Source organism: Methylobacterium sp. E-005, assembly GCF_022829725.1.
Classification (GTDB): domain Bacteria; phylum Pseudomonadota; class Alphaproteobacteria; order Rhizobiales; family Beijerinckiaceae; genus Methylobacterium.
The window spans coordinates 37,577-58,780 of record NZ_JAKSYG010000229.1 but is presented as its reverse complement, the minus strand read 5'-3'; the positions used below and the strand labels follow the sequence as shown (position 1 = coordinate 58,780).

Here is a 21,204-nt window from a genome sequence, read left to right as displayed (position 1 = left end):
TCTGGAAGGCGCGGGCGAAGGCGGCACGGATGATGTCTCCGCATGTGACCTTGATGGTGGGCTTGATGCGCTCCATGGCGCGCTCCTCTGATGACGGGGTTGCTGGGGATGATGGGCGCCACTGCCGCCTGGCGCGCGACGGCCTTCTCAGGCGGTGGCGTCGGCGGGGGACCGGACGTTCTGCAGGGCAGCTATCGCAGCCGCATCGGGCTCGGTCGGACGGGGCCCGTACTTCCGCAGGTCGCGGTTCTTGAACCAGGCCCCGCCGACCTTGCCGGTCTCGGCCCCGTGATAGAGGACGTTGGTCGTCCCATCAGACGGGTCGACCCGGGTGACGACACCGACGCGGACGCCCTCTGTCTCGACCGCCGGCATCAACCCCTCACGGACTGTAACAAGCTCGACGAGGTCGCCTTCCTTCCAGTCGGCCTTGACCTCCTTGCCGGCGGCCCGGTCCCGCAGTTCCGAGATGACGTCGGCCAGGGACATTGGCTTCGGACCGGCCGCGGCCTTTGCGAGACGGTCGCGCCAAGCCGCCTCGTGCTCGGGCGTCCAGGCCTCGAAGTCCTGGCTCTCGACGACGTAGGCTCCAACGCCGGCATTGCCTTCGAGGTACGTGGCGACGCGCATGTCGAGCACCTGCCCGAACTGCACCGATGCGGTGGTCTTGGCGTCCGCGGTCGGCTCCCGCAGGACGATAGGCGCGCTCCACGACCTAGCCTCGTCCAGCCCAGGCAGCGGGGTCTCACCGTCGAACACCTCGACGACGACGTGCGGAGAACCCGAACCGATGGTCTTCCCGTCGGACCGCGGGGTGACGAGTTGGCCGGGTCGGAACGGGCACGGTTCGGCGTAGATCTTCGCCGTCAGGGCGAGGCGGGCGAGGATGATGTCCGGGTCGGTCAAGGTGACCTTGCCGGACCTACCGGTCGTTCCGGGAATCGAGGCGGACCCGGACAGGGCGGAGAGAAGCTGGTCGAACATTGGTTGGGATGCTCCATGGGTGGTTGCAGGGGTCGTTGGCCGCTGTCGCCCGGCGCGTCGGCGAACGAGCCGTTCAGGCCCGTGGGATCGGATCGGGAGGGACGGGGCGAAGGGGGCCCCTGAGCTCCTCGTCCGGGGCGTTGTGGAAATCCGACCAGTCGCCCCCGGGACGCGGCTCGATGAGCGCCTCCTGGAGGGCTAGCATTGCGTCCCGGGACGCCTTCCTGAGGATGGCCTGGGCCGCGGTGATATGGATCTCGGCCATGGTCCGCCCGTGGCCGCGCCGGCGGTCCGCGACCGCGTTCGCCACCGCGAAGGCCTGCGCAAGCATCATCCGCAGGTCAGCCGTGGAGATGGCTCGCATCTCCCTCTCTGTCGGCACATGGATCTGCGCCGGCATCCCCGGGCGCTCGTCGTGCGCGGCCAGCAGAATCCCGAACCGGCTCATCGGGCTATCCACCTGCGCAGCGCGTCCCGGAGGCCGGGCAGGCAGGCCGCGAGGAGACGGGCATCCCCGAGGGCGGTGTGCCGGACGTCCCGGCCCCCGCGGTCGACACCGAGGCGCGTCGCGAGGGCGTCGAGAGAACCACTCTCGCCCGGCCAGAGGAGCTTCGAGACGATGCGCGTGTCGACGACGTCGCTCGGCACGCCCGTGAAATAGAGGCCGGTCGTCTCAAACTCGGCGTCCAGGAATCCGACGTCGAACGGTGCGTTGTGCGCGACGAAGGTGCCGCCGCGGCACACGTCTATGATCGCGCGCGCGTGCGAGTAGCTGAACGGCGCGCGGTCGCGCAGGTCGGCCTCCGTCAGCCCGTGGACCGCCGCGGCCTCGGGGGACGACGCCCGGCCCGGGTTCACGATGATCTCAAGGGGCGTCTCGCTGACGGCGTCGGGATGGACGCGCAGGAACGCCGCAGTGATCAGCCGGTCACCTTCCAGCACGTGAAGGCCGGTCGTCTCCGTGTCTGCGACGACCACGGGCCCCTGGAGGAGGAGGAGGACGCGCTGGAGGTCGGGGAGGCGCTCGACGTCGACGACGTCCCGACCGCGCACGCGAGAGACGACGGCGTGATGCAGCGCGCCGACACGAGCCTCGCGGTCGGCGACCAGGCCGGTCGTCAGGGCCTCCTCGCGGATGGAGAGAAGTCGCTGACGGGAGACGCAGGACGCCAACTCGGCACGGACGTAGCCGAGCTCGTCGGCGGGATGCAGCGCGGTGGCGGGGGCGTCAGCCATGGGCCTGCACCTCCGAGTACGTCGCCGCGTCCCGCTGTAGGCCGAGGGACTTCAGGATACCCGGGCCCGGGGGGCGCCGCCGCGCAACGACGTCCCGCGTGTACTGCTCGGACACCGCATGGCGGCGCGCCCAAGCCGCGATGCCGCCCTCCCTGTCTATGCTCTCGCGCAGCAGGGCGAGCACTTCCTCACGATCCATGACGACCTCCGAATCGACAAAGCTTCGACGCTTCCCCGTTTCAATGTCGACCGATCTCGTCCCGCCGGAAGACCCGCTTCGCAGGTTTCACGCGTACAGATTGTCGCAGTTTCCTGACAATCCGTTACACTTTCGAACACCGGCGTTCTGCATGCCTGCTGTCTCGAAGCTGTCGCTGATGCTTGCAGGCCGAACTGTGTGCGAAACACTTTTGAAGGCCCCTTGTGGCTGGCAAACCCTGGGCGCAACATTTCCCTGGACGCAACGGGAGGTCGGAATGCGTAGGTTCATGCTGATGGTGATGGCGGCGTTGGCGATGACGCCCGCGCTCGTCTGGGACGGATGCCGGTGGACCTGGCGCGTCGCGAGAGCCGTCATGGGCGGGCCGGCGCCGGACGTCGCGGAAGCATTCGCCGAAGCCGACGCCGTCGAGCCGCCGGTCGCCGCGCTCACGACGGACGAAGAGACCGGTCTGGCGGCCCTGGCGCTGATCGCACCGTTCGCCGGCGAAGAGGGCACGAAGCCGCTGCCGGCGCATCAGGAATGGTACGTGCAGGAACTGACCAGGGAGGAGCGCATGAAGCTGGCCTCCAAATACCCCGACCGCATCGGCAGGCACCTTCGCGGCGTCGACACGATTCCCGGCCTCCCGGTCGTCCCCACGCCTGCCCAGCACGGCGCCCGCGTCCTCGATGCGTACCTGGACATCCGGGACGGAACGCGGCCGGAGGATATCGCTGAGAGCAACCGAGCGTTCTCGCTGGCAGTCATCGAGGACTTGCTGGCCGACTTGGACGAGAAGCTTGCCGCCTGACAACACCGGAAACGACGAAGCCCGCCCCGGCATCCCAGGGCGGGCTTTTTGCTGTCCGATGCTGCACCCAATTATTTTGGGGATGACTGCATTTCAGGGGTGGTGCCTTTCCCTGTGCACATACGTGATGCTCAGAGATGCTCACGGGATGCTACCGACCCCCGCCGGCCAGGATCATCCTCCGCCGACGCTCCCCGTCAGCCCTCTGCTGGGCAATGCGACCCTTGGCCTGACAGCGCTGCAGGATGATCCGGGCGGCGAGCTCGTCCGTCATCCGGGCGGCGGTCGCGGCCCGGGCGTCGATGGCGCGGCTCGCCAGGATTGCCGCGATGCCCTGGCAGATGTTTTCCGCGCCGGTCCCGAAATCGTCTGGCCTCATGTCCGCCTCCCCGCCGCTCCTAGTCGCCCAGGGATCGGCATCTGGGCCGCGATGTCGAGGGGAACCAGAGGGGATGTTTGCCGGTGTCGTAACGGCCTGTGGATGACGGCGTTCGTACGGGGAGCCCTGGAAGCGCGCTGCAGGGGTCCCATACGTAACCAGTGGTCCGCCCCGTTACATTTCGGTTGTGTAACGGAAAGTCAGGGGAACTGTAACGGAAAGTCAGCGCAGGTCGTACGTCTAGTAGACCGTCAGGTTGAGGAACCCCAGGACGTCGCTGAGGGGCGCGTCCTGCGTGGTCGGCGCGAACACTTCGACGATGTCGCCGAGGTTCACTTGGACGCTCTTGCTGCCCACCGTCGAGAACCCCGCGATGGTCTTGCCTGCAGGGAAGACGGCATACCCGACGACAACCCCGTTCACCTGCAGCGTGAAGGCCGCCTGAGCCTTTGCGGCCACCTTCGAACGCAGCAGGGGGTTCGGGCCAGCCCCCGGGGCGTTCACTGGCAGCAGCATGGCGCCGAACGTCCCGAACCGGTCCATCACCTCGCGGAACAGGACCTGCCCGGCGGCCGGAAGGCCGTCAGCCCTCATACGTATGGCCCTGTAGCCGGGGACGGACACCGGGGTCCACGGGACCGACACCGTGCCGTCCGCCGCCAGCACCGGCCTGTCAGCCTTCGAGGCTGCCGGGGTCGGCTGCATCAGGCGATAATACGTAGCGGTGGCCGGGTAAAACACGGTGTCGCCGACCGCGTACGTATACGTATCGCTGTACGTACCACGCTGGGTCGCAAACGGGGCGCCGTCGTACACGAGGGGCATCACCGCGAGGTTCTCGTAGACGTCCACGGAGCCGTCGAGGCCCGGGACGAGGCGCATGACGACGCCGTAGGTGTAGAACGCCCCGTGCGAGGGGTCGTTGTCGCCCGATACGCCGACGAGTGCGTACGAGCCCGCCTGGGCCGCCGCCCGGGCCGCCGCGGCCACCGTCGCCGGCAGGGTCAGCACCAACAAGGCGTTCGCCGCGTTGATGGTGCTCCAGGAGACGCGCGCGTAGACGCTGCGCACCAGGTCCTCCTGGAAGAACGACCGCACCCTCAATGGCCCCGACCCGCAAGTTGCCCCATGAGGCCACGGAGCCGGGCGTGCCGGTGAACACGACGCCGATGACGCCCGAATCGGGCTGGGGGACGACGCGGACGGTCCAGGGCGGGATGGCCGCGCCGGCGCACGCCGCGTTCGCGGCCGCCTGGAGGTCGCCCTGGTAGGACGCCGGGTTGCACTTGAGCTCCAGCGTCGCCTCGTAGCCGGTCAACGACTTCGGGGCGGCCACGACGCGGGCCCGGCACAGGATGCGCCCGTTGGCGACAGTCCCGTCGGGGCTGTCGACGACCGCGACGTTCGATGAGCGGGTCAGCAGGCTAAGGCCCAAATTCCTGATCCGGACGGAGGCATCCGCCTCTTGGTTGCGGCGCTGGACGAGCTTGTACTCCAGGACGCAGAGCGCGCCCTCCAGCATGACGTCGGTGACTTGGTCCAGCAGGCCCGCGAGGTGGACGAGGTGCAGCACGTCAGAACTCCTCGAATTCCGCGGACCACTCGACCCGCCCCTCGATCTCGGGGTGCGTGCCCGAGGACGAGTTGCGGGTGACAGCGAAGGCGGGCCGGGAGGCGACGATCAGGTCGTCGTCGGTGACGTCGGCCGAGACTCCTGGGGGAAGGAGGGCCCCGGGGCGAGGCGACGCGACGGAGCCCGAGGTGAAGGCCGAAGACAGCCGGGGACAGCGTAGCACGTGCCCGCGATTCGGTCGGTCAGTTGCGAGGCGTGGCGGCTACCGTGAGACGGGCGATGACCCGGTCCCTGGCGACGGCGGCATCGAGGCCGCTCGCGATGGAGAGGCCCGCCATCGCCTCGACGACGACCTGATGGACGGTGACGGCCCCGTTCCTGCACTTCATCCGGCCCTCGGGCGAGAGATGGCCGTCGAGCGCCTTCACGAGGCCCCGGACGATGGCTGCGTCCGCGTCGGCCTCGGCCTTGCGCGCCTCCCGCCAAGCCCGTGTCTTTGCGGCGGCGATAACGCGGGCAAGGGAGCGGGCGGGCTCGGAGACAGGCATGGGAATGTTCATGCCGGGATGATGCCACCCCCAGTCGCAAGGGACATCGGGGCCGCCTCTATACACGAAAAGACCATCATGCGGTTTTTTCGGACATAGAGCGGGGCTTGAAACGGCGACGCCCCGGCACGTGCTGGTATCGACCATACGCCGTGCCAGGGCGTCTCGACCGTGGTGCAGTCGCCCCGCCGAGGGGTGCCGACACTATACACCCTGCGACGCCGGCCACAACGGCGCGCCGCTACAGACCCGGGGCGATCTTCGGTGGTCTCGGCCGATGCGGGTCGTAGCCCATGGCCCGGATCTCGGCCGCCCGGGCCGCCATGAACTCAGGGTCGCCAGCCCGGACCGTGCCGTCGGGTTCCGTGACCTGCCAGACCGAGGGTCGTCGACAGTCCTCCCATGACCGGCGTGGGAGGGGTGGAGGGTCGTGAGGAAGGGACACGGGGTACTCTGGGGGCGGGACGAGGATGGACGAGGCGGAGGTCAGGTCCAGGGAAGGCCGCACAGGCCCCTCAATTTTGGACCGTGGGTGGTTCCGCCTTTGACGCGCGAGGGGCCTAGCCGGGGCTGGCTGGACAACCGGCGCGGGTTTCGAAGGTTCTTGACTACGAGGGTCGTGACCGAGGTCCGTGAGGAAGGCCACCGCGAGGTCATGGTCTAGCTGGACCGAGGTTCTTGATACAGGGCCTCCTATAGGGGTCGGAGATACGGAACCGGGGTCTACAGAGACAGGTCCGGCGGAGGCGGAGGTTGGGGGTTCCGGAGGAGTGACCCGGGGGGCTGGGGGAGGTCCCACCGGGGAGGCCGGAGAGGCCGGGAACGACCCCCCTCCCTCATTATGTAGGATGGTTCGAAGCGAACCCCTTGTAATACCTCGATATAGTTGGTTGCTGGCGGCGGTCAAAACCTCCGCCATTTTCGCGGTCACGACACCCTCGGTTCGGGCCGGGGTGAGGAAGGAATCGTGGACCGGGAGGCACGGCACCCCCGCATTCCTGCACCCCTCCATGACCGCCGTCGCCATGTCGCTGTCGATGCGCATCAGCCTCACGCCGGCATCGGACCCGAACAGGTGGGCGATGGGCCGGTTGGCCTCCCGGATGTCTTCCAGGATGCGGGCGGTCTGCCTGGCCCCGTATCGCCACACGGGCTCGCCGTCGTCTCCGACCTCGGCGCGCTTGCCCAGTAGGGCCCCGATGGCTTCAGGGATGGTGCGGGCGTTGACGGCGGTGTTGAAGGCTAACTTCCCGGCCGCCCGTGGCCAGTAGCCCGTGGTGTAGGGGTCGTGGGCGATGACCTCGCCGGCCATGGCGTACAGCAGGGTCGGATGCAGCCACTGGAAGTCGGGCTCGATGCAGACCTCACCGTTGATGAGCAGTTCATTCCGCCTGGCCTTGGGCAGGCCCTGCCACCAGCCGTAGTACCGGCCGTGGGCATCGAAGCTCGACCGGCTGAATATCCGCACCACCTCGGGGGTGGGAGTTGGCAGCGTGCAGGCCCACGTCTCGCTGCTGTTGCCCTTGACCTTCCGGGCGTGCAGGTGGTGCGCGCTGCGCCTCCAGTTCGCCTGGTCGGCGTCCGGGGACACCGTGACGTCCATGGTTCCCAGCCAGCCGTTGATGCGGTCCACGCCGGCGCGGAGGCGTTCGGTCCGCTGCGTGTCCGCGAAGTCGACGAGCCCGCCGGTGTCGTCCCGGAGGATGAGCGAGCAGCGGCGGCGGTTGTACTCCAGGGGTGTGTCGCCCAGGCGTGCTAAGAGGGCCGGATAGGCCCTTGCCGCGCTCTGGATGCGCTTGGCCTCGTCGGGATGGAGGTGGGCGCCGGCGACCTGCACAAAGTTGTCGACGAGGCCGGCCTTTGCCAGACGGTCGATGGTCCTGCACACGCGGGCCTTCGTGTACGGCGTGTCCCGGTACCGGCCCGGGACGTCGTAAAAGTCGCTAGACCGGGAATAGGAGACGCGCCGGTTCTGGCCGTCGGCCTCGATGCGAAGGGAGGCAATGATGCTCGCCTGAACTCGCCGGTCGTCTGCGGTGCGGCCCGGCGTCAAGCCGAGGCGCTCAATGGCGGCCGGGTCGGCCCTCCATCGGTAGCTGAGTGAGGCGTCCGACCCTCGGACGTACTCGGAATGCATGAGGTCCTCTCGGCGGGCACGTCGGCTCGCCGGGGCACCACACCCGACGCGACAGTCCATCGTCCCCTGTGGTCCCGCCTCGAACAAGGGCACCGGGAGCCACGCGCACCCTCGCGCGACCCCGACTCCAAGCGTTAGGGGCAAGCAGGTGTCGTCCCCAGCGAGACGGCGATCTGGCCATGGGGATCACCCTGAGTCCGAATGCCGGATAGTCCCAAGACCCCTGAGCCACCGAAACCTCCAGAGACGGTCTCCCTGACCGTTTCAGGAGCTAAGTATTAATTTTCTTGGGTCGCCGCTCCCAGCTGCCCGTAGTCTCTCCCGTTGCCATGGAAAATTACATAGAGCCCATGGCAATTTTGGACCGCCAATGATGAAACGCGTGGATTGCGGCCAGGCGGAATTCGGTCATGGCGATCAGGCCGCGCAGGAACGCCTCGTGCGGATCGAGCTTGGAGCGGTGTGCCCGCTCTTGGGGCCGGGCCGCCACTATGCCGGTCGTGGCCAGTGCCGTCATCCAGCGGACCGCTGTCGCAGCCCCCTCCCCGAAGCGCTTGGCCGCTTGCTGGCGCGAAGTCGCGCCTGCCGCGTCCACTACCCGCTCACGCAGATCCTGGCTGTAGGTTCGGCCCATGCCATGCTCCTAACCTGGATCGCGCATTGAATCAGCCCAGCAGCCGTGCGTGAGCCCCAGCCATCCGATTCAGCTCAAACCGAAAACGCTCTAGTTATAGCGACACCGCAATTGTGCGTCATTAAAGCTATATTAAGCATAGATTAAACAACAATTTGACGATCGAACGATTTGGGGTATTATAAAACCGCTGCCTGGCCATCTCTCGGGACCGGTCGACCGTGCGTTATCGCGGATGACCCACTGCTCGCCCTTAAGGCGATCATTGAAGCAGCACCGTGCTTACGCGCGGAATAAAGGGCCCAACTCGTGCTAACGAGCTGGGCCCTTTTGCATTATGTTCTTGCAAAACTGACTGTATTGCAACAAGAGCAATGCGCCCGAATAACTAGTGGAAATATTCATTTTTGGCACGCGAATAGGGCGAAAGCACGACTATCTTGGTTAAATCGTGAGCGAGGCAAAATACAAACACGAAAGGATAGACCAGACCGCCCATAACGGTCCGTCCAAACCATCGATCCCCGGGGCGGGACTCAGCTTTTTTTCGGTTGGGCACGAGAAACGGCTCGGAAAAGGTCGGTCCGCGAGGGTCCTTGCGACGTTCGGCGAAGGCTCGACCGAACCCAGCGGTTGCGCAGTGCTGCCGCCGCCCTGGCCCGTGGATGGCCGAATGACCCTTCCCGTCGCCGGCGCGTTCACTCCAGTGACCTCACCCGCACTGGAGCACCAATGTCGAGCCTGAGCGAGCGGAAGGCACGCCTGATGGTCCACGGCGACCAACCCTACAACGCCGAACCGCCCCTCGACCGATTGCGGGCCGCCTACCGGACGCCGGCAAAGGACTTCTACGTCCGCTCGCACGGCGATCTACCGGATCTCGACGAGGCGAACTGGCGCCTCACCGTTGATGGCGGAACCGGTACCATGCTTCAGTTGTCGCTATCCGAACTGCGGACCCGCTTCTTGGAAACCACGGTCACCGCCACGATGCAGTGCGCTGGCAATCGCCGCGCCGACATGCGGGCGGTGGCACCGGTGACGGGCGACCCGTGGGACGCCGGCGCCACCGGCACCGCCGAATGGACCGGGGTACGGCTCGGCGACGTCCTGCGCGCGGCGGGGGTCGCCGAGCGCATGGCCCTCCATGTCGCTTTCGAGAGCCACGACACGGTCGAAGGTCACCATTACGGAGCCTCGATCCCGCTCGCCAAAGCCATGGCGCCCGAGACCCTGCTGGCCTACGCCATGAACGGCGAAGCCTTGCTCCCGGAGCACGGCTTTCCGGTCCGCGCGGTGGTGCCGGGCTTCGCCGGCGTGCGCAGCCCCAAATGGCTCCGGCGACTGAGCGTCCAGGACCACCCCTCGGACAACCCGATCCAGGCCGGCGATTACAAGCTGTACCCGGCCGACGTGAACGCCGAGACCGCCGATCCGGCCAACGGGCACACCATCGACACGATGCCGCTGAACTCGGCGATCTGCGAGCCCGGGTCCGGGGCCACCCTCACGTCAGGGGACAACAGGGTCCGGGGCTACGCGGTAAGCGGCGACCGGGCCATCGTGCGCGTCGACGTCTCCGGGAACGGCGGCCGGTCCTGGGTGCAGGCCGAACTCGAACACGAGGCCGACGCCCCGTTCGCCTGGACGTTCTGGAGCGCGGACTTCGACCTGCCTCCCGGCGAGCATGAGCTCGTCGTGCGCGCGTGGGACGAAGCGGGCCAGACGCAGCCGGCACTGCCGGACGAGACCTGGAACCACAAGGGCTACCTATGCGCCTGTTGGCACCGGGTGCGGGTGAACGTCACCTAGGAACGGGTGACACGGTATGCCGACTCCATCCGCCTTCGTGGACGACGTCCCCGCCAGCGGTCGATCCAGCATCCCGCCACGATCCGCCGTAATGCCCAGCCGTCATCTCGACCCGGTCGTGTGCGGCACCAGCAACATCCGACCGCGGCGGGAGTTTACCGTGTGTCAAGATGCCGGACGCCGGTTCGCCGCATCCAAGCCCCAAGGAACACCATGTCCCGCGAGACCAGCATCCAGGCCACCGAGAAATTCGGCGAATTCGTAAACGGCGGCCGGTTCGATGCTTTCCCCGAGGTCGTCGCCCCGGATTGCCACGATCACGACCCGGCGCCGGGCCAGCACATGGGTCCCGAGGGATACCAAGCGTTCTTCACGCAGCTCCGCTCCGCCTTTCCCGACATGCAGGTCGAGGTGGAGAAGCTAGTCGCGGACGGGGACGACGTCGCCTTCGCCTACACGCTCACCGGCACGCACCAGGGCGACTTCAACGGCCATAAGCCGACCGGGAAGGCCATCAAGGTCCGCGGCATGCAGATCGGTCGCTTCGTCGAAGGCAAGATGGTCGAGCGGTGGGGTTCCTCCGACGAGCTCGGCATCCTCAAGCAGATCGGTGCCATCGAGGGATGACGAATTCCTCGTCCGCCGTTGTCGGTGACCTCAAGGCTGCGTTCGGCGGATCGGCCAACGGTTCCACCGGTACCAGGTAAGCTTTCCCTAGTCGGCGTCATGACCGAGGCCGCGGGATGATCGAGACGGGCCGGCTCTTCGATGGGCCGGCCGGTCACTGCGGCCTGGTACGTATCCGGCGACGGACACCCTGACGCAGGATGGATGATTCGGTGTGAGACCCTTTGGTCCTCGTCGGTTCCCGCGTGACTATCGCATTCGGAAAACCCATGCCCGGTCGCCCCAAGGTCGTCGCCTTCGACATCATCGGTACGGTGTTCAGCATGGAGCCGATGCGGCCCGCGCTGGTGGCGTTGGGCCTCCCGGCGCTGGCCCTGGACCTTCTCTACGCGACCGGCTTGCGCGACACCTTCGCGCTCGCCGCGACCAACACCTTCGCACCCTTCCAGTCCGTCCTGTCGGAGTGCCTCGACGAGTTGCTCGCCATGCATGGCCTGGAAGCCTCCTCGAAGGAGAAGCATGCCGTCCTCGACATGATGAAGGCCCTACCCCCGCACCAGGACGCGAGGGCCGCGTTCCAGGTCCTGGCTGACGCCGGCATCAGGGTCTTCGCGCTGAGCAATGGGGCCACCAAGACCACGCAGGGGCTGCTTGCCGCGGCGGGCATGGATGGGCTGGTCGAGCAGGTTCTATCTGTCGAGGACGTGAAGCTCTCGAAGCCGCGTGGCGAGGTCTACCTCTACGCGGCGCAGGCCGCAGGCGTCGCACCCGGCGAGATGGCCCTGATCGCGACGCACCCTTGGGACCTGCATGGCGCCAAGGTCGCTGGGTTGATGTCCGGCTGCGTCGCTCGTGGGCGGCCGTACTCAGCGGTGCTGCAAAGGCCGGATGTCATCGGAGAAACCCTGCTGGATGTATCCTCGAAGATGGTCCGCATCGAGGGATAGCGTGAACGCCGACGTTGCGTCGTCGCCGCCTCAGATGCCGGCATACCAGGCGTAGCCCTGGTCCTCCCAGTAACCGCCCTTGCCCTCGCCGATGTTGGCGAAGCTCTCGACCACCTCGATCCGCATCACGTACTTCGCCTGCTTGTAGCCGAGGTTGCGCTCGACCCTCAGGCGCAGCGGGGCGCCGTTCGACACGGGAAGCGCCTCCCCGTTCATCTCGTAGGCGAGGATGGTCTGCGGATGGAAAGCGTCGACCAGGTCGATGCTCTCGTAGAACCGCACCGGCGTCCCGCCGCTGGCCGCGTCGTCATCCGCCGCCTGCTGGCCGCCGGAGTCCTTCTTGCTCTCGTCGCCGCCCGACTGCTTGGTCATGCTCGGGTTGGCGTTGCCGGCAGGGACCTCGTCGGCCTCCCCGTCGTCTTCCCCGCCTTCGAGCGAACTGCCCTGGTCCATGGTGTCGGCGCAGTGGAACACCACGTAGCGCGCCTGCGGCTTGAGCTTGGCGAGGTCGAGCAGTTCGGCGACGGGCACTCCGGTCCATTTGCCGATGGCGCTCCAGCCCTCGACGCAGTCGTGCCGGGTGATCTGGGTGCGGGCGGGAAGCTGGCGGAGTTCGGCCAGGGACAGCTTGAGAGGCGCCTCCACGAGGCCTCCGACCACCAGGTGGTACTTGGCGAACTTGCCCTTCGCCAGGGCCTTGTAGGCCTTGTCCGGTGGGTCCTCGGTGCCGTTCGGCTTGAACCACGGCGAGATGTCGGCCTCGGCGTATTCCGGTGCCAGCGTCGCCTTGCCCAGGAGCAGGCGCTGTACGAACAGGTTGGCGTCCTCGCCCGTCTTAAGCGTGCGCTGGAACCACTCCGCGTTGCCGAGGCGGTCGCAGCCCCCGAGCATGGCCGCCGCGGCGTTAGCGGAAGCCCCCAGCAGGAGGGCGCGTCGGTTGGGTAAGCGGCTCATGACCGGGGTTCTCCTCCGGCGGAGACGGCCGGCTCGACCTTGCGCTCGATCACGAACCACCCGGTGAGCATCCCGCGCATTTTGTTCCGGAAGCCCGATAGCAGGATCAGGACGACGTGCACGACTACAAACAGGACCAGCAGGGCCGCAACGACGAAGTGGACCGTGCGGGCCGACTGGCGTCCGTCGAACAGCGTCAGCAGGAAGGGGAACGCCGCGTCCATCGCCGGGGACATCGCGAGCCCGGCCAGCACCTGCACCGGCAGGAGGACGAACAGCACGACGAGGTAGGTGAGCTTCTGGATGACGTTGTAGCGCTTGGCCTCGTCTCCTTGAGGGAAGCGCAGCGTCAGGTGCTTCCAGATCGACGCGCCGAAATGCCGTATCTGGTCACGCGACGGGATCACCCGGAACCGCAGCTGCCCGCTGACCAGACCGTAGAGAAGGTAGGCGAGGCCGTTCAGGACGAAGGTCCAGGCGAAGAAGAAGTGCCAGGAACGGCCGCCGGTGAGGTCCTGGTCGCTCGGCAAGGTCGCCCAGGCTGGGAAGCCGCGGTCTGCCGCCTCACCGTCTGCGCCGGTCGAGGAACCCAGAACACCGTTGGTGTCGAAAGTCCGCCCCAGGACCGTCGTGACGCCCTTCGGCGGGTCGTCCTCGGTCGAGGACATCGCCAGCAGCGGCGCGTCGAAGGTCGAGACCTTGCCCCAGTACAACGCCGGATGGGCGTTGAAGATCTGCAGGCCGCTCATCAGTAGAACCAGCAGGCAGACCGCGTTCACCCAGTGGGTGACCCGGATGACGAGGGGATGGCGGAACATCCAGCGGCGTCGCTCGACTTCACCGGCCTCGGGTGCTGATCGGGTCAGATAGGTTCGAGCCAAACGGTCTTCCCCGCACTCTGAACGGCCAGGGCGGAGGCCCCTGAAGCGGGGCCTCCGGAAGCGCACGGCGCCTCGGAATTACATGCCGCGGTTCATCATCATCCGCTTCTTCATCATGCGGCGCTTCATCATGTGCTTCCGCATCATGCGCTTCTTCATCATCATTCGCTCGCTGTGGTCCATGCGGACCTGGGTGACGGCAGAGGAGCCGGCCTGGAGACCGTTCGGGCCCATCGGGGCCGCGGAGGCGGCGCCAGCCCCGAACGCGAGGCTGCCGAGTACCGAGGCGGCGAGGGCAAGGGTGGTGATCTTCATTCAATCTCTCCTGTACGGGGAAGAAATTCCCTTTCGCACAAGGAGGGAAGAGAAGGTGCCGCCACCAAGTTCCTGATTTATCGAATATAAATCGCTATGTGGGAGCGTCTGGACACGACAAAGCCGACGTCGAGACAGGGCCTCGCGCCGCGCCCAGGCCGGGCGTACGCCGACTTGTACGGAGGCGTGCAGAGGAAAGTTTCAGACCAGACCGGTGGCCCCGACAGCCCACTCACGCCGACGCGGCCAGTTTCCGGTCACGCGAGGCCAGGCGGAGAGGTCGAAGGTGCAGACACTCCCCGGGGGCCTACGAAGGATCGAAGCCTGCTTCACGAACCGCTCCCGCTTTGCAAAGCGAACGCGGCATGACACTCCTCCGGGATGGTCAGCTCGTACGGATTCATCAACACCCTGTCCCGGCACCGGCCCTCCAGCACCGTGCGCTACGGGGTGACGGTGCTGGCCATCGCCGTCATGACGTTCGTGCGCTTCCTGGCGCCGGCCTACGTCGCTCCCTTCCTGCTCTACATACCCGTTCTGCTGGCGGTGAGCCTCGCCTTCGGCCGGGAAGCCGGCGTGCTGACACTGGCACTGTCGACCGGGATCGCGACGTGGTTCTACACCCGGGATGGGAGCCTCAGCGGCGTCGACCTCTCCCTCCTCTGCCAGTACGCGGCGGTCGGCGCGGTCATGGTTTGGGTCTGCGACGCCCTGCGAAGGTCCGTCGTTCGCAACGAGGTGACACTCGGAAGCCTCGACGCCGCGAACCGGGTCCTCGTCGGCAAACAGGCGGAACTGACTGAGGCCAACGCACGGGCGGAGGCCGCCAGGGAGGCGGCGGAAGAGCACAGCAGGGCGAAGAGCCGCTTCCTCGCCAACATGAGCCACGAATTGCGCACGCCGCTGTCCGCGGTGATCGGCTACTCCGAGATGCTCGAAGAGGAGGCGGAGGAGCTCGGCCAGGACAGCCTGCTGAAGGACCTCGGCAAGATTAAGTCCAACGCCCAGCACTTGCTCGGGTTGATCAACGACGTGCTCGACCTCTCGAAGGTCGAGGCCGAGAAGATGGAAATCTACCCGGAGGACATCGACATCGCGGCCTTCGCCACCGACGCCGCCGGCACCGTCGAGGCGTTGGTCGCGAAGAAGGGCAACGTGCTGGCGATGGACGTCGCGGCGGACGTCGGCCAGGCCCGAACGGATGCGGTGAAGCTGCGTCAGTGCCTATATAACCTGCTCTCGAACGCCGCCAAGTTTACCGAGGGCGGTACCATCACCCTCCGGGTCGCGCGCGAGAGGGATGCGGGCGCGGATTGGCTCCGATTCAGCGTGGCGGACACGGGCATAGGGATGAGCGCGGAGCAGGTCGGACGCCTGTTCGAGCGCTTCACCCAGGCCGACGAGACCACCACGCGCAAGTTCGGCGGGACCGGTCTCGGGCTGGCCCTGAGCCGTGCCTTCGCGCAACTGCTCGGCGGCGACATCACCGTCGCCAGCGTCGAGGGCCGGGGCACGACCTTCACCCTACGCATCCCCGCGGCCGCCCCGGACCATGCCGTCGAGGCACCGTCGACGGTACCCGAGAACCAGGTCGGCATCGGCGATCTCGTGCTGGTCATCGACGACGAGGCCAACCAGCGCGAATTGATGACCCGGTTCCTCGAACGGCAGCGCTTCGCCGTACGTACGGCGGGCGACGGACGCACCGGTTTGGAGCTGGCCAAGTCGCTCCGTCCCCGGGCCATCCTGCTCGACGTGATGATGCCGGAGATGGATGGTTGGTCGGTGCTCGCCGCCTTGAAGGCCGATCCGGAGACGGCGGGCATCCCCGTGGTAATGGTCAGCTTCGTCGCCGACGCGGCCTTAAGCGCATCCCTCGGTGCGGTCGAGGCGGTACCCAAGCCAGTGGACTGGACGCGCCTCCGCACGATCCTGGACCAGTTCCGGGCGGCGGACGGCGACGTGCTCGTGGTCGACGACGACGCCGACATGCGCCACCGCCTTCGAACCGTGCTGGAGCGCAACGGTTGGAGCGTCCGCGAGGCCGGGAACGGCTGCGAGGCCCTTGACCAGGTCCGGCATGGCGTTCCGCGCCTCGTGCTGCTGGATCTGACCATGCCGGTCATGGACGGCTTCTCGTTCCTCGACAGCCTGCGCGACCTGCCGGGATGCGCCGAGGTCCCCGTGGTGGTGCTCAGCGCGCGTGACGTCACGGCCGCGGAACGCGACCGCTTGTCAGAGGCCGACCAGGTGCTGCGTAAGGGTGACGCCAGCCTGCAGGACATCGCCACCGAGCTGCGCAAGCTCGACAACCGCCAGGCGAATGCCGTGGATGCGACCACGACTGCAGCCGTATCGGGAGTCCTATGATCCTCGACCCGTTGTGGGGCATGCCATCCGGCTCATACGCCGGAGGTGGCACCGATCCCTCCGCCGGTGAGGCAGTCGGACTGCCACGGCGATAGGCTTGCCCGGAGGGGGATGGATGGAACACGGTTTAGCGACGGCGGTGCTCTGCATCGTGGGTGGCGGCATCGCCGCCCAGGTGCTCGCCGCGCGCCTGCGCATCCCCGCCATCGTGCTGCTGCTCGCGCTCGGGTTCCTCGTTGGGCCCGTGCTCGGCCTGCTGCACCCCACCCGCGACTTTGGGGAAAACCTGCGACCCCTTATCGGGTTGGCCGTGGCCATCGTGGTGTTCGAGGGCGGTCTGGCCCTCGACTTCCGCGAACTCAGGGCCTCGGGCGAGGGTGTGCTGCGGCTCACTGCCTTCGCGCTGCCGGTCAACTTCGTCCTGGGCACCCTCGCCGCCCACCTGATCGGCGGGATGATGTGGGGGCCCGCCTCGGTGTTCGGCGCCATCCTCGTCGTCACCGGGCCGACCGTGATCCTGCCCCTGCTGCGCCATGCCCGCCTGGAACGACGGTCGGCGGCGTTCCTGAAGTGGGAGGCCATCGTCAACGACCCGGTCGGGGCCATCCTCACGGCAGTCGTCATCGAGATCCTGGTGGGCGTACCCCACGGCGCCGGCGAGACCCCGGCGGCCGCTTTGGCGCTCCACCTCGCCGAAGGCGTGCTGGTGGCGGGCGGCCTCGGCGTCGGCTCCGCCCTGTCGGTCGCCTGGGCGTTCCGGCGCGATCTCGTCCCGGAAACGCTCAAGACGCCCGTGCTGCTCGCCCTCGCACTCGTCGCCTCCGTCGTCCCGAACCTGCTCATGCACGAGGCCGGGCTGATCGGCGCGACCGTGTTCGGGATCGCGCTGGCCAACCGGCACGTGCCGGGCCTGGGCGAGTTGCGGCGGTTCAAGGAGGCGCTCGTCGTCCTGCTCGTGTCCTGCCTGTTCGTCGTGCTGACTGCCGACCTCGACTTGGGCGTCCTCGGAAAGCTGTCCCTGCCGATCCTCGGGCTCGCGGCGGCCATCCTGTTCGTGGTTCGCCCGGCCGCCATTTGGCTCGCGACACTGGGTAGCGACTTGTCCCGGCGGGAGCGCCTGTTCGTGGGCTGGATAGGCCCCCGCGGCATCGTCGCGGCCGCCGTCGCCGGCTTGGCCGGGCCTCGTCTGAGCGAGGCGGGTCATGCCGGCGGCGACCTGATCCAGCGCACCGTGTTCGCGGTCATCGTGGCCACGGTCATCCTCCACGGCTTCTCGCTGGGGCCGCTGGCCCGACGACTGGGACTGTCCACCGCGGCCGAGACCCAGCGGCTCGCCGTCGTGGGAGCGTCTCCGTGGGCGAGCGACATGGTCGTCGCGTTGCATCGCGCGGGGGTGCCGGTGGTGCTGATCGATACCTACCCCGGCGCGCTCCAGACCGCCCGCGATGCGGGCGTGCCGACCCTGCAGGCCGAGCTGCTCTCTCGGCATGCGGAGGAAGGCTTGGCCGACCATCCCCCGGACCACCTTCTCGCCGCGACCCGGGACGAGCTCTACAACGCGTTGGTGTGCACGCGGCTGGCCCCCGAGATCGGCCGCGAACGCGTCTATCAACTCGCACTCTCGGCAGATCATCTCCTGCACGAGGATACCGGCGTCAGCCGGGATACGCGAGGCAAGGTGCTCGGCGACGGCGGGACCGACTTCGACGCGCTGGCCGGGCGGCACGAGGCTGGATGGCGCTTCGATGTCGTTGCCGCAGACACGGGGGCGCAGGTCGACGCGCTTGCCTTGATCGTCATCAAGACGGACGGGGCGGTCGACCTCCTGTCGGTCGACAACGAGCACGCCGTCCCCGCCGAGGAAGACCGCCTGCTCGTCCTGGCGCCGCCGAATGTTTACGGCGCCGACCAGGTCGAAGAGCCATCGCGAGCGCACGTATGACGACCGGTATCCGGACGGCATCTACCGAAATGGGATCACCCTAGAGGCGGCCCCCCCTCCGAGGGACCGTACGATGTCGAAGCTCGCTCAATAGGTCAGCGTAGCCCGCATACCCACGACCGTGGCGTTCCTGATCCGGCGTCCGAGCTCGTCGCGCGGGTCCGGGACGTTGCCCCCCGGATGGAAGACGTACTGGACGTTCGGCTGCACCGTGACGCCCGGACCAAGGACCGCTTGGTACGTCGCCTCGACCAGCGCCTCGAACCGGCGGCGCGGCATCGCGACACCCGTCTCCAGGATGGTGTCCCGGTCGGCCCCGCGGGCGGATGACGAGATGCGCGCGTAGGACACGGCGACGCCGGCGGTGTCGTTCGACCGCCCGGGCATCAGCCCGCGGTAGCCCACGCCGGCGTCGAGGTAGAGGTCAACCAGGTTGCGGTCGCCGGGCGAGGCCATAGCGCGCACGAATGCGCTTGCGCCCTGACCACTGTCGTCCGGCTCTCGGTACACGGTCTGATCGATGATCCCGTACAGGCCGTCGTTGCCCCGAAACCTGCGGGCGACCCCGCTGGTCGAGGGGTCGGCGAGCGAGCGACCCGTGTTGTCCACCCTGAGCGAATCGAAGCGGCCGAAATGGTGCCACCCCCCGAAGGTCACCGTCCCGGGCTCGGCGAGTACCGCCCCCGTCCGGTCCCGTTCCTCGACGTTGTACGCGTAGGCTGCCTCCGCGATCAGGAACGCCGGGTCGGAAAGCCGGAAGTTCGTGCCGGTACGGTTGCGCCGCTGCGGGTCCGGGTCGTTCCACGGCCGGGCCGGTCCGGCCGGGTCACCGTCGAACAGCCCGACTTGGAACGACAGGTTCGGCGTCGGCAGGTATTTGGCCCGGACCGCCGGGGCTCCGAACGGGTAAGCCGGGCCGCCGCTCGGCAGGTTGGTCCCGGTGAGGGTCGGCCATCCGAACGTCGAGTTGATGAACAGCGTCGCGGTCTGGCTGACCAGGAACTCGGTGTCGGCGGCGACCTGTCCCAGCTTGATGCCGAGTTGGCCGTCGAGAAATTGCTGCTCGATCCAGAGTTCGTACAGGCGCGTCGATGGAAGCGCCTCCAGTTCGCTGACCACGGCGAGGTCGTTGACGGCGGCCCGGGACAGCCCTGCGCCGTTGATCTGGAAGGCCTCGACCCGGAACGCCAAACCCTTCCATCCCGCGAGTCGGTCGAGGTCGGCATCGAGCTGCATGTCGAGGCGACCGAGGACGGTGGCTGTGCGGCGCGTGCCGCCGCTGGTGTCCCCGAGGATGTCGGCGATGGCGTTGAAGCTGAGGACGATGCCCCGGTCGGACAGGAAGCGGCGCAACCCGGTTGGGTCAGCGGCATCGCCGAGCGTCGCCTGGATCGAGGTCGTGGCGACGGCGGATGGCTTGCCGGATACCTCGGGCTGGGCGACCGAGGTGCGCGGGTCGCCGCCGGCGCCCGTGTTGGCCGTCTGCCCGGACGCGGAAAACGGCGCGCAGCCCAGGCACAGGGCCGCGGCGAGCGTGGCGCGCGAGCCTCGCGCGTTGCGGACCCGTCGACGTGGCCGCGATGGGCTGGTCGGCTCGCCCGGAAACCGACGTATCCCATGGATGTCGCGTAGGCTGTCCATGCCACTCGTCGATCACGCGCGATTCGAGTACCGACGAAACCCTACGGGCGCTGCGTCAGCGTACGCAACGTCCCACGTTACGGTTCGGCCCCAGGCATAGGCGCTGCTGCCAAGCTGAACGTGGAGTGGATTTTCCGATGAAGTCTTTGGATCGCTCATTGGTCACCGAGAGCAGGACGCCGGCCGCATCGAACGTCGAGGGATCGGGCCGGGGGTACGAGCCGCTCTGGGCCATGGCGTTCGACTTGGACGGGCGGGGGCGGCCCGTCCCGCCCTCGCGAGCCACAAAGGACCTCGACGCGTTCGGCGGCGGGTTCCTTTGGGTGCACTACGACCTGGATGCCGCGGATATCGGCGACTTGGCCCGGGACGGAAGGTTCGGTCCCACCCGCCTCGCCGGGGCCGTGTTCGGACGCGACGAGCATCAGAGGGTCACGGTGGAGGGGGACCATATCGGTGGCGTCGTCGCCGACCTCGCCCGCCCCGGCGCCAAACCCGCACCGGCCGGGCGGCTCCATTTCGTGTTGGGACCGCGCAGTCTCATCAGCGGTCGCAGGGGCCCCGCCGAGAGCCCGGACGCGACGCGGGCGGCGGTCGAGCGTGGGAACGCCGTGACCTCGCCGGTGCTCCTGCTGGAAATGCTGGTCGGCCACGTCGTGTCGGCGATGGCCGCCACGGGCCAGAAGCTCTCGGACGCGCTCGACGGGATCGAGGACCACATCCTCGTCGAAAGGCCGCGCGATGACCGTCGCCGCCTCGGTCCGGTTCGACGCGACGCGGTGCGGCTCCACCGCCAGCTTCTCGGGCTGGCCGCGGTATTCCACCGGTTGGAGACGGACGGGGCGACCGACGAGATCCACGCGGGGGCCGTCACCGCGGCGGCCCGCCTGGCGCAGCGACTGGACGCGCTCGACCGGGACATGGCCCTGCAGGCCGAACGGGCGCGGCTGCTGCAGGAGGAGGTTTCCGAGCGCATCGCCGAGGAGACCAACCGGCAGCTCTACGTCCTGTCGATCCTGTCCGCCCTTTTCCTGCCGCCGACCTTCGTGACCGGGCTGTTCGGCATGAACGTCAAGGGCCTGCCGTTCGGCGACAACCCGCGCGGCTTCCTATGGGTCGTGGCCGTCTCCGTCGTATCGGCCGTCGCGACGTTCGTCCTGATCCGCCTGCTAGGCATCCGACCGCCGCGACGGTGAACGCCGTATCCGGCA

21 protein-coding genes and 1 pseudogene are annotated in these 21,204 nt (G+C 67.8%); 8 read left to right on the top strand and 14 right to left on the bottom strand.

Features of this window, described 5'->3' with window-relative positions; translation table 11 throughout:
- Nucleotides 1–147: 147 nt before the first annotated feature.
- From MKK88_RS27975 to MKK88_RS27960, 4 genes are all read right to left on the bottom strand, one after another.
- The gene (locus MKK88_RS27975; protein ID WP_244005657.1) at nt 148–984 is read right to left on the bottom strand and encodes a hypothetical protein; all 837 of its coding nucleotides are present in this window, start codon (nt 982–984) and stop codon (nt 148–150) included.
- Between the two features lie 73 nt (nt 985–1,057).
- Entirely contained in the window at nt 1,058–1,432 is a 375-nt protein-coding gene (locus tag MKK88_RS27970; protein ID WP_244005656.1) for a hypothetical protein, read from the bottom strand.
- Nucleotides 1,429–2,220 (bottom strand): exonuclease domain-containing protein, encoded by a 792-nt coding sequence (locus tag MKK88_RS27965; RefSeq protein ID WP_244005654.1) that lies wholly within the window; start codon nt 2,218–2,220, stop codon nt 1,429–1,431. The genes MKK88_RS27970 and MKK88_RS27965 overlap by 4 nt, the downstream gene beginning before the upstream one ends.
- Nucleotides 2,213–2,419: a hypothetical protein gene (locus MKK88_RS27960; protein ID WP_244005652.1), complete on the bottom strand. Its 207-nt coding sequence runs from the start codon at nt 2,417–2,419 to the stop codon at nt 2,213–2,215. Before MKK88_RS27960 ends, MKK88_RS27965 begins: the two co-directional genes overlap by 8 nt.
- Nucleotides 2,420–2,708: 289 nt before the next feature.
- Here MKK88_RS27960 and MKK88_RS27955 point away from each other — a divergent pair, with 289 nt between their 5' ends.
- On the top strand, nt 2,709–3,233 hold the full coding sequence (locus MKK88_RS27955) for a hypothetical protein (RefSeq protein ID WP_244005650.1): 525 nt from the start codon (nt 2,709–2,711) through the stop codon (nt 3,231–3,233).
- 151 nt (nt 3,234–3,384) lie between these two features.
- On the opposite strand, the gene MKK88_RS27950 is transcribed toward MKK88_RS27955, so the two are convergent.
- Both MKK88_RS27950 and MKK88_RS27945 read right to left on the bottom strand, forming a co-directional pair.
- Complete coding sequence (locus tag MKK88_RS27950) at nt 3,385–3,612, bottom strand: hypothetical protein (protein WP_244005648.1); 228 nt, start codon at nt 3,610–3,612, stop codon at nt 3,385–3,387.
- A gap of 240 nt (nt 3,613–3,852) precedes the next feature.
- Nucleotides 3,853–4,683, bottom strand: a complete 831-nt coding sequence (locus MKK88_RS27945) for a hypothetical protein (RefSeq protein WP_244005646.1) — start codon at nt 4,681–4,683, stop codon at nt 3,853–3,855.
- A gap of 32 nt (nt 4,684–4,715) precedes the next feature.
- Between MKK88_RS27945 and MKK88_RS27940 the strand changes: the two genes are divergently transcribed.
- Entirely contained in the window at nt 4,716–4,883 is a 168-nt protein-coding gene (locus MKK88_RS27940) for a hypothetical protein (RefSeq protein WP_244005644.1), read from the top strand.
- 303 nt (nt 4,884–5,186) lie between these two features.
- On the opposite strand, the gene MKK88_RS27935 is transcribed toward MKK88_RS27940, so the two are convergent.
- From MKK88_RS27935 to MKK88_RS27920, 4 genes and pseudogenes are all read right to left on the bottom strand, one after another.
- Nucleotides 5,187–5,408, bottom strand: coding sequence for a hypothetical protein (locus MKK88_RS27935; protein WP_244005643.1), 222 nt, complete (start codon nt 5,406–5,408; stop codon nt 5,187–5,189).
- A 19-nt stretch (nt 5,409–5,427) separates the two neighbouring features.
- The gene (locus MKK88_RS27930) at nt 5,428–5,733 is read right to left on the bottom strand and encodes a hypothetical protein (RefSeq protein ID WP_243931479.1); all 306 of its coding nucleotides are present in this window, start codon (nt 5,731–5,733) and stop codon (nt 5,428–5,430) included.
- Nucleotides 5,734–5,974: 241 nt separating this feature from the next.
- A complete protein-coding gene (locus tag MKK88_RS27925; protein WP_243931478.1) occupies nt 5,975–7,870 on the bottom strand; it encodes a hypothetical protein in 1,896 nt (631 codons plus the stop codon).
- A gap of 415 nt (nt 7,871–8,285) precedes the next feature.
- A pseudogene (locus MKK88_RS27920) lies at nt 8,286–8,504 on the bottom strand (IS630 family transposase); the annotation flags it as partial.
- 732 nt (nt 8,505–9,236) lie between these two features.
- On the opposite strand from MKK88_RS27920, the gene MKK88_RS27915 reads away from it, so the two are divergent.
- The 3 genes from MKK88_RS27915 (at nt 9,237) to MKK88_RS27905 (ending at nt 11,890) form a co-directional block, all read left to right on the top strand.
- Nucleotides 9,237–10,316, top strand: coding sequence for a molybdopterin-dependent oxidoreductase (locus tag MKK88_RS27915; RefSeq protein WP_244005640.1), 1,080 nt, complete (start codon nt 9,237–9,239; stop codon nt 10,314–10,316).
- A 213-nt stretch (nt 10,317–10,529) separates the two neighbouring features.
- A complete protein-coding gene (locus MKK88_RS27910; RefSeq protein ID WP_243931476.1) occupies nt 10,530–10,943 on the top strand; it encodes an ester cyclase in 414 nt (137 codons plus the stop codon).
- 269 nt (nt 10,944–11,212) lie between these two features.
- The gene (locus MKK88_RS27905; protein ID WP_243931475.1) at nt 11,213–11,890 is read left to right on the top strand and encodes a haloacid dehalogenase type II; all 678 of its coding nucleotides are present in this window, start codon (nt 11,213–11,215) and stop codon (nt 11,888–11,890) included.
- Nucleotides 11,891–11,920: 30 nt separating this feature from the next.
- Here MKK88_RS27905 and MKK88_RS27900 read toward each other — a convergent pair whose 3' ends face one another.
- The 3 genes from MKK88_RS27900 to MKK88_RS27890 form a co-directional block, all read right to left on the bottom strand.
- On the bottom strand, nt 11,921–12,844 hold the full coding sequence (locus tag MKK88_RS27900) for a molybdopterin-binding protein (RefSeq protein ID WP_243931474.1): 924 nt from the start codon (nt 12,842–12,844) through the stop codon (nt 11,921–11,923).
- Nucleotides 12,841–13,725, bottom strand: coding sequence for a cytochrome b/b6 domain-containing protein (locus MKK88_RS27895; RefSeq protein ID WP_409566720.1), 885 nt, complete (start codon nt 13,723–13,725; stop codon nt 12,841–12,843). Before MKK88_RS27895 ends, MKK88_RS27900 begins: the two co-directional genes overlap by 4 nt.
- Nucleotides 13,726–13,803: 78 nt before the next feature.
- A complete protein-coding gene (locus MKK88_RS27890) occupies nt 13,804–14,040 on the bottom strand; it encodes a hypothetical protein (protein ID WP_244005638.1) in 237 nt (78 codons plus the stop codon).
- A 381-nt stretch (nt 14,041–14,421) separates the two neighbouring features.
- On the opposite strand from MKK88_RS27890, the gene MKK88_RS27885 reads away from it, so the two are divergent.
- Together MKK88_RS27885 and MKK88_RS27880 are read left to right on the top strand one after the other, a co-directional pair.
- Complete coding sequence (locus MKK88_RS27885; RefSeq protein ID WP_244005636.1) at nt 14,422–16,410, top strand: hybrid sensor histidine kinase/response regulator; 1,989 nt, start codon at nt 14,422–14,424, stop codon at nt 16,408–16,410.
- 115 nt (nt 16,411–16,525) lie between these two features.
- Entirely contained in the window at nt 16,526–18,352 is a 1,827-nt protein-coding gene (locus MKK88_RS27880; protein WP_244005634.1) for a cation:proton antiporter, read from the top strand.
- A gap of 87 nt (nt 18,353–18,439) precedes the next feature.
- On the opposite strand, the gene MKK88_RS27875 is transcribed toward MKK88_RS27880, so the two are convergent.
- The gene (locus tag MKK88_RS27875) at nt 18,440–19,993 is read right to left on the bottom strand and encodes a carbohydrate porin (RefSeq protein ID WP_244005632.1); all 1,554 of its coding nucleotides are present in this window, start codon (nt 19,991–19,993) and stop codon (nt 18,440–18,442) included.
- A 137-nt stretch (nt 19,994–20,130) separates the two neighbouring features.
- On the opposite strand from MKK88_RS27875, the gene MKK88_RS27870 reads away from it, so the two are divergent.
- On the top strand, nt 20,131–21,189 hold the full coding sequence (locus MKK88_RS27870; protein WP_243931468.1) for a CorA family divalent cation transporter: 1,059 nt from the start codon (nt 20,131–20,133) through the stop codon (nt 21,187–21,189).
- Nucleotides 21,190–21,204: the final 15 nt, after the last annotated feature.

Bases quoted from the DNA above. Each gene is read 5' to 3' on its own strand.
- MKK88_RS27960 (WP_244005652.1), bottom strand. From the start codon at position 2,419: ATGGATCGTGAGGAAGTGCTCGCCCTGCTGCGCGAGAGCATAGACAGG.
- MKK88_RS27940 (WP_244005644.1), top strand. From the start codon at position 4,716: ATGGCCCCGACCCGCAAGTTGCCCCATGAGGCCACGGAGCCGGGCGTG.
- MKK88_RS27915 (WP_244005640.1), top strand. From the start codon at position 9,237: ATGTCGAGCCTGAGCGAGCGGAAGGCACGCCTGATGGTCCACGGCGAC.
- MKK88_RS27975 (WP_244005657.1), bottom strand. From the start codon at position 984: ATGTTCGACCAGCTTCTCTCCGCCCTGTCCGGGTCCGCCTCGATTCCC.
- MKK88_RS27950 (WP_244005648.1), bottom strand. From the start codon at position 3,612: ATGAGGCCAGACGATTTCGGGACCGGCGCGGAAAACATCTGCCAGGGC.
- MKK88_RS27875 (WP_244005632.1), bottom strand. From the start codon at position 19,993: ATGGACAGCCTACGCGACATCCATGGGATACGTCGGTTTCCGGGCGAG.
- MKK88_RS27885 (WP_244005636.1), top strand. From the start codon at position 14,422: ATGGTCAGCTCGTACGGATTCATCAACACCCTGTCCCGGCACCGGCCC.
- MKK88_RS27965 (WP_244005654.1), bottom strand. From the start codon at position 2,220: ATGGCTGACGCCCCCGCCACCGCGCTGCATCCCGCCGACGAGCTCGGC.
- MKK88_RS27880 (WP_244005634.1), top strand. From the start codon at position 16,526: ATGGAACACGGTTTAGCGACGGCGGTGCTCTGCATCGTGGGTGGCGGC.
- MKK88_RS27910 (WP_243931476.1), top strand. From the start codon at position 10,530: ATGTCCCGCGAGACCAGCATCCAGGCCACCGAGAAATTCGGCGAATTC.
- MKK88_RS27900 (WP_243931474.1), bottom strand. From the start codon at position 12,844: ATGAGCCGCTTACCCAACCGACGCGCCCTCCTGCTGGGGGCTTCCGCT.
- MKK88_RS27955 (WP_244005650.1), top strand. From the start codon at position 2,709: ATGCTGATGGTGATGGCGGCGTTGGCGATGACGCCCGCGCTCGTCTGG.
- MKK88_RS27925 (WP_243931478.1), bottom strand. From the start codon at position 7,870: ATGCATTCCGAGTACGTCCGAGGGTCGGACGCCTCACTCAGCTACCGA.
- MKK88_RS27905 (WP_243931475.1), top strand. From the start codon at position 11,213: ATGCCCGGTCGCCCCAAGGTCGTCGCCTTCGACATCATCGGTACGGTG.
- MKK88_RS27930 (WP_243931479.1), bottom strand. From the start codon at position 5,733: ATGCCTGTCTCCGAGCCCGCCCGCTCCCTTGCCCGCGTTATCGCCGCC.
- MKK88_RS27890 (WP_244005638.1), bottom strand. From the start codon at position 14,040: ATGAAGATCACCACCCTTGCCCTCGCCGCCTCGGTACTCGGCAGCCTC.
- MKK88_RS27870 (WP_243931468.1), top strand. From the start codon at position 20,131: ATGAAGTCTTTGGATCGCTCATTGGTCACCGAGAGCAGGACGCCGGCC.
- MKK88_RS27970 (WP_244005656.1), bottom strand. From the start codon at position 1,432: ATGAGCCGGTTCGGGATTCTGCTGGCCGCGCACGACGAGCGCCCGGGG.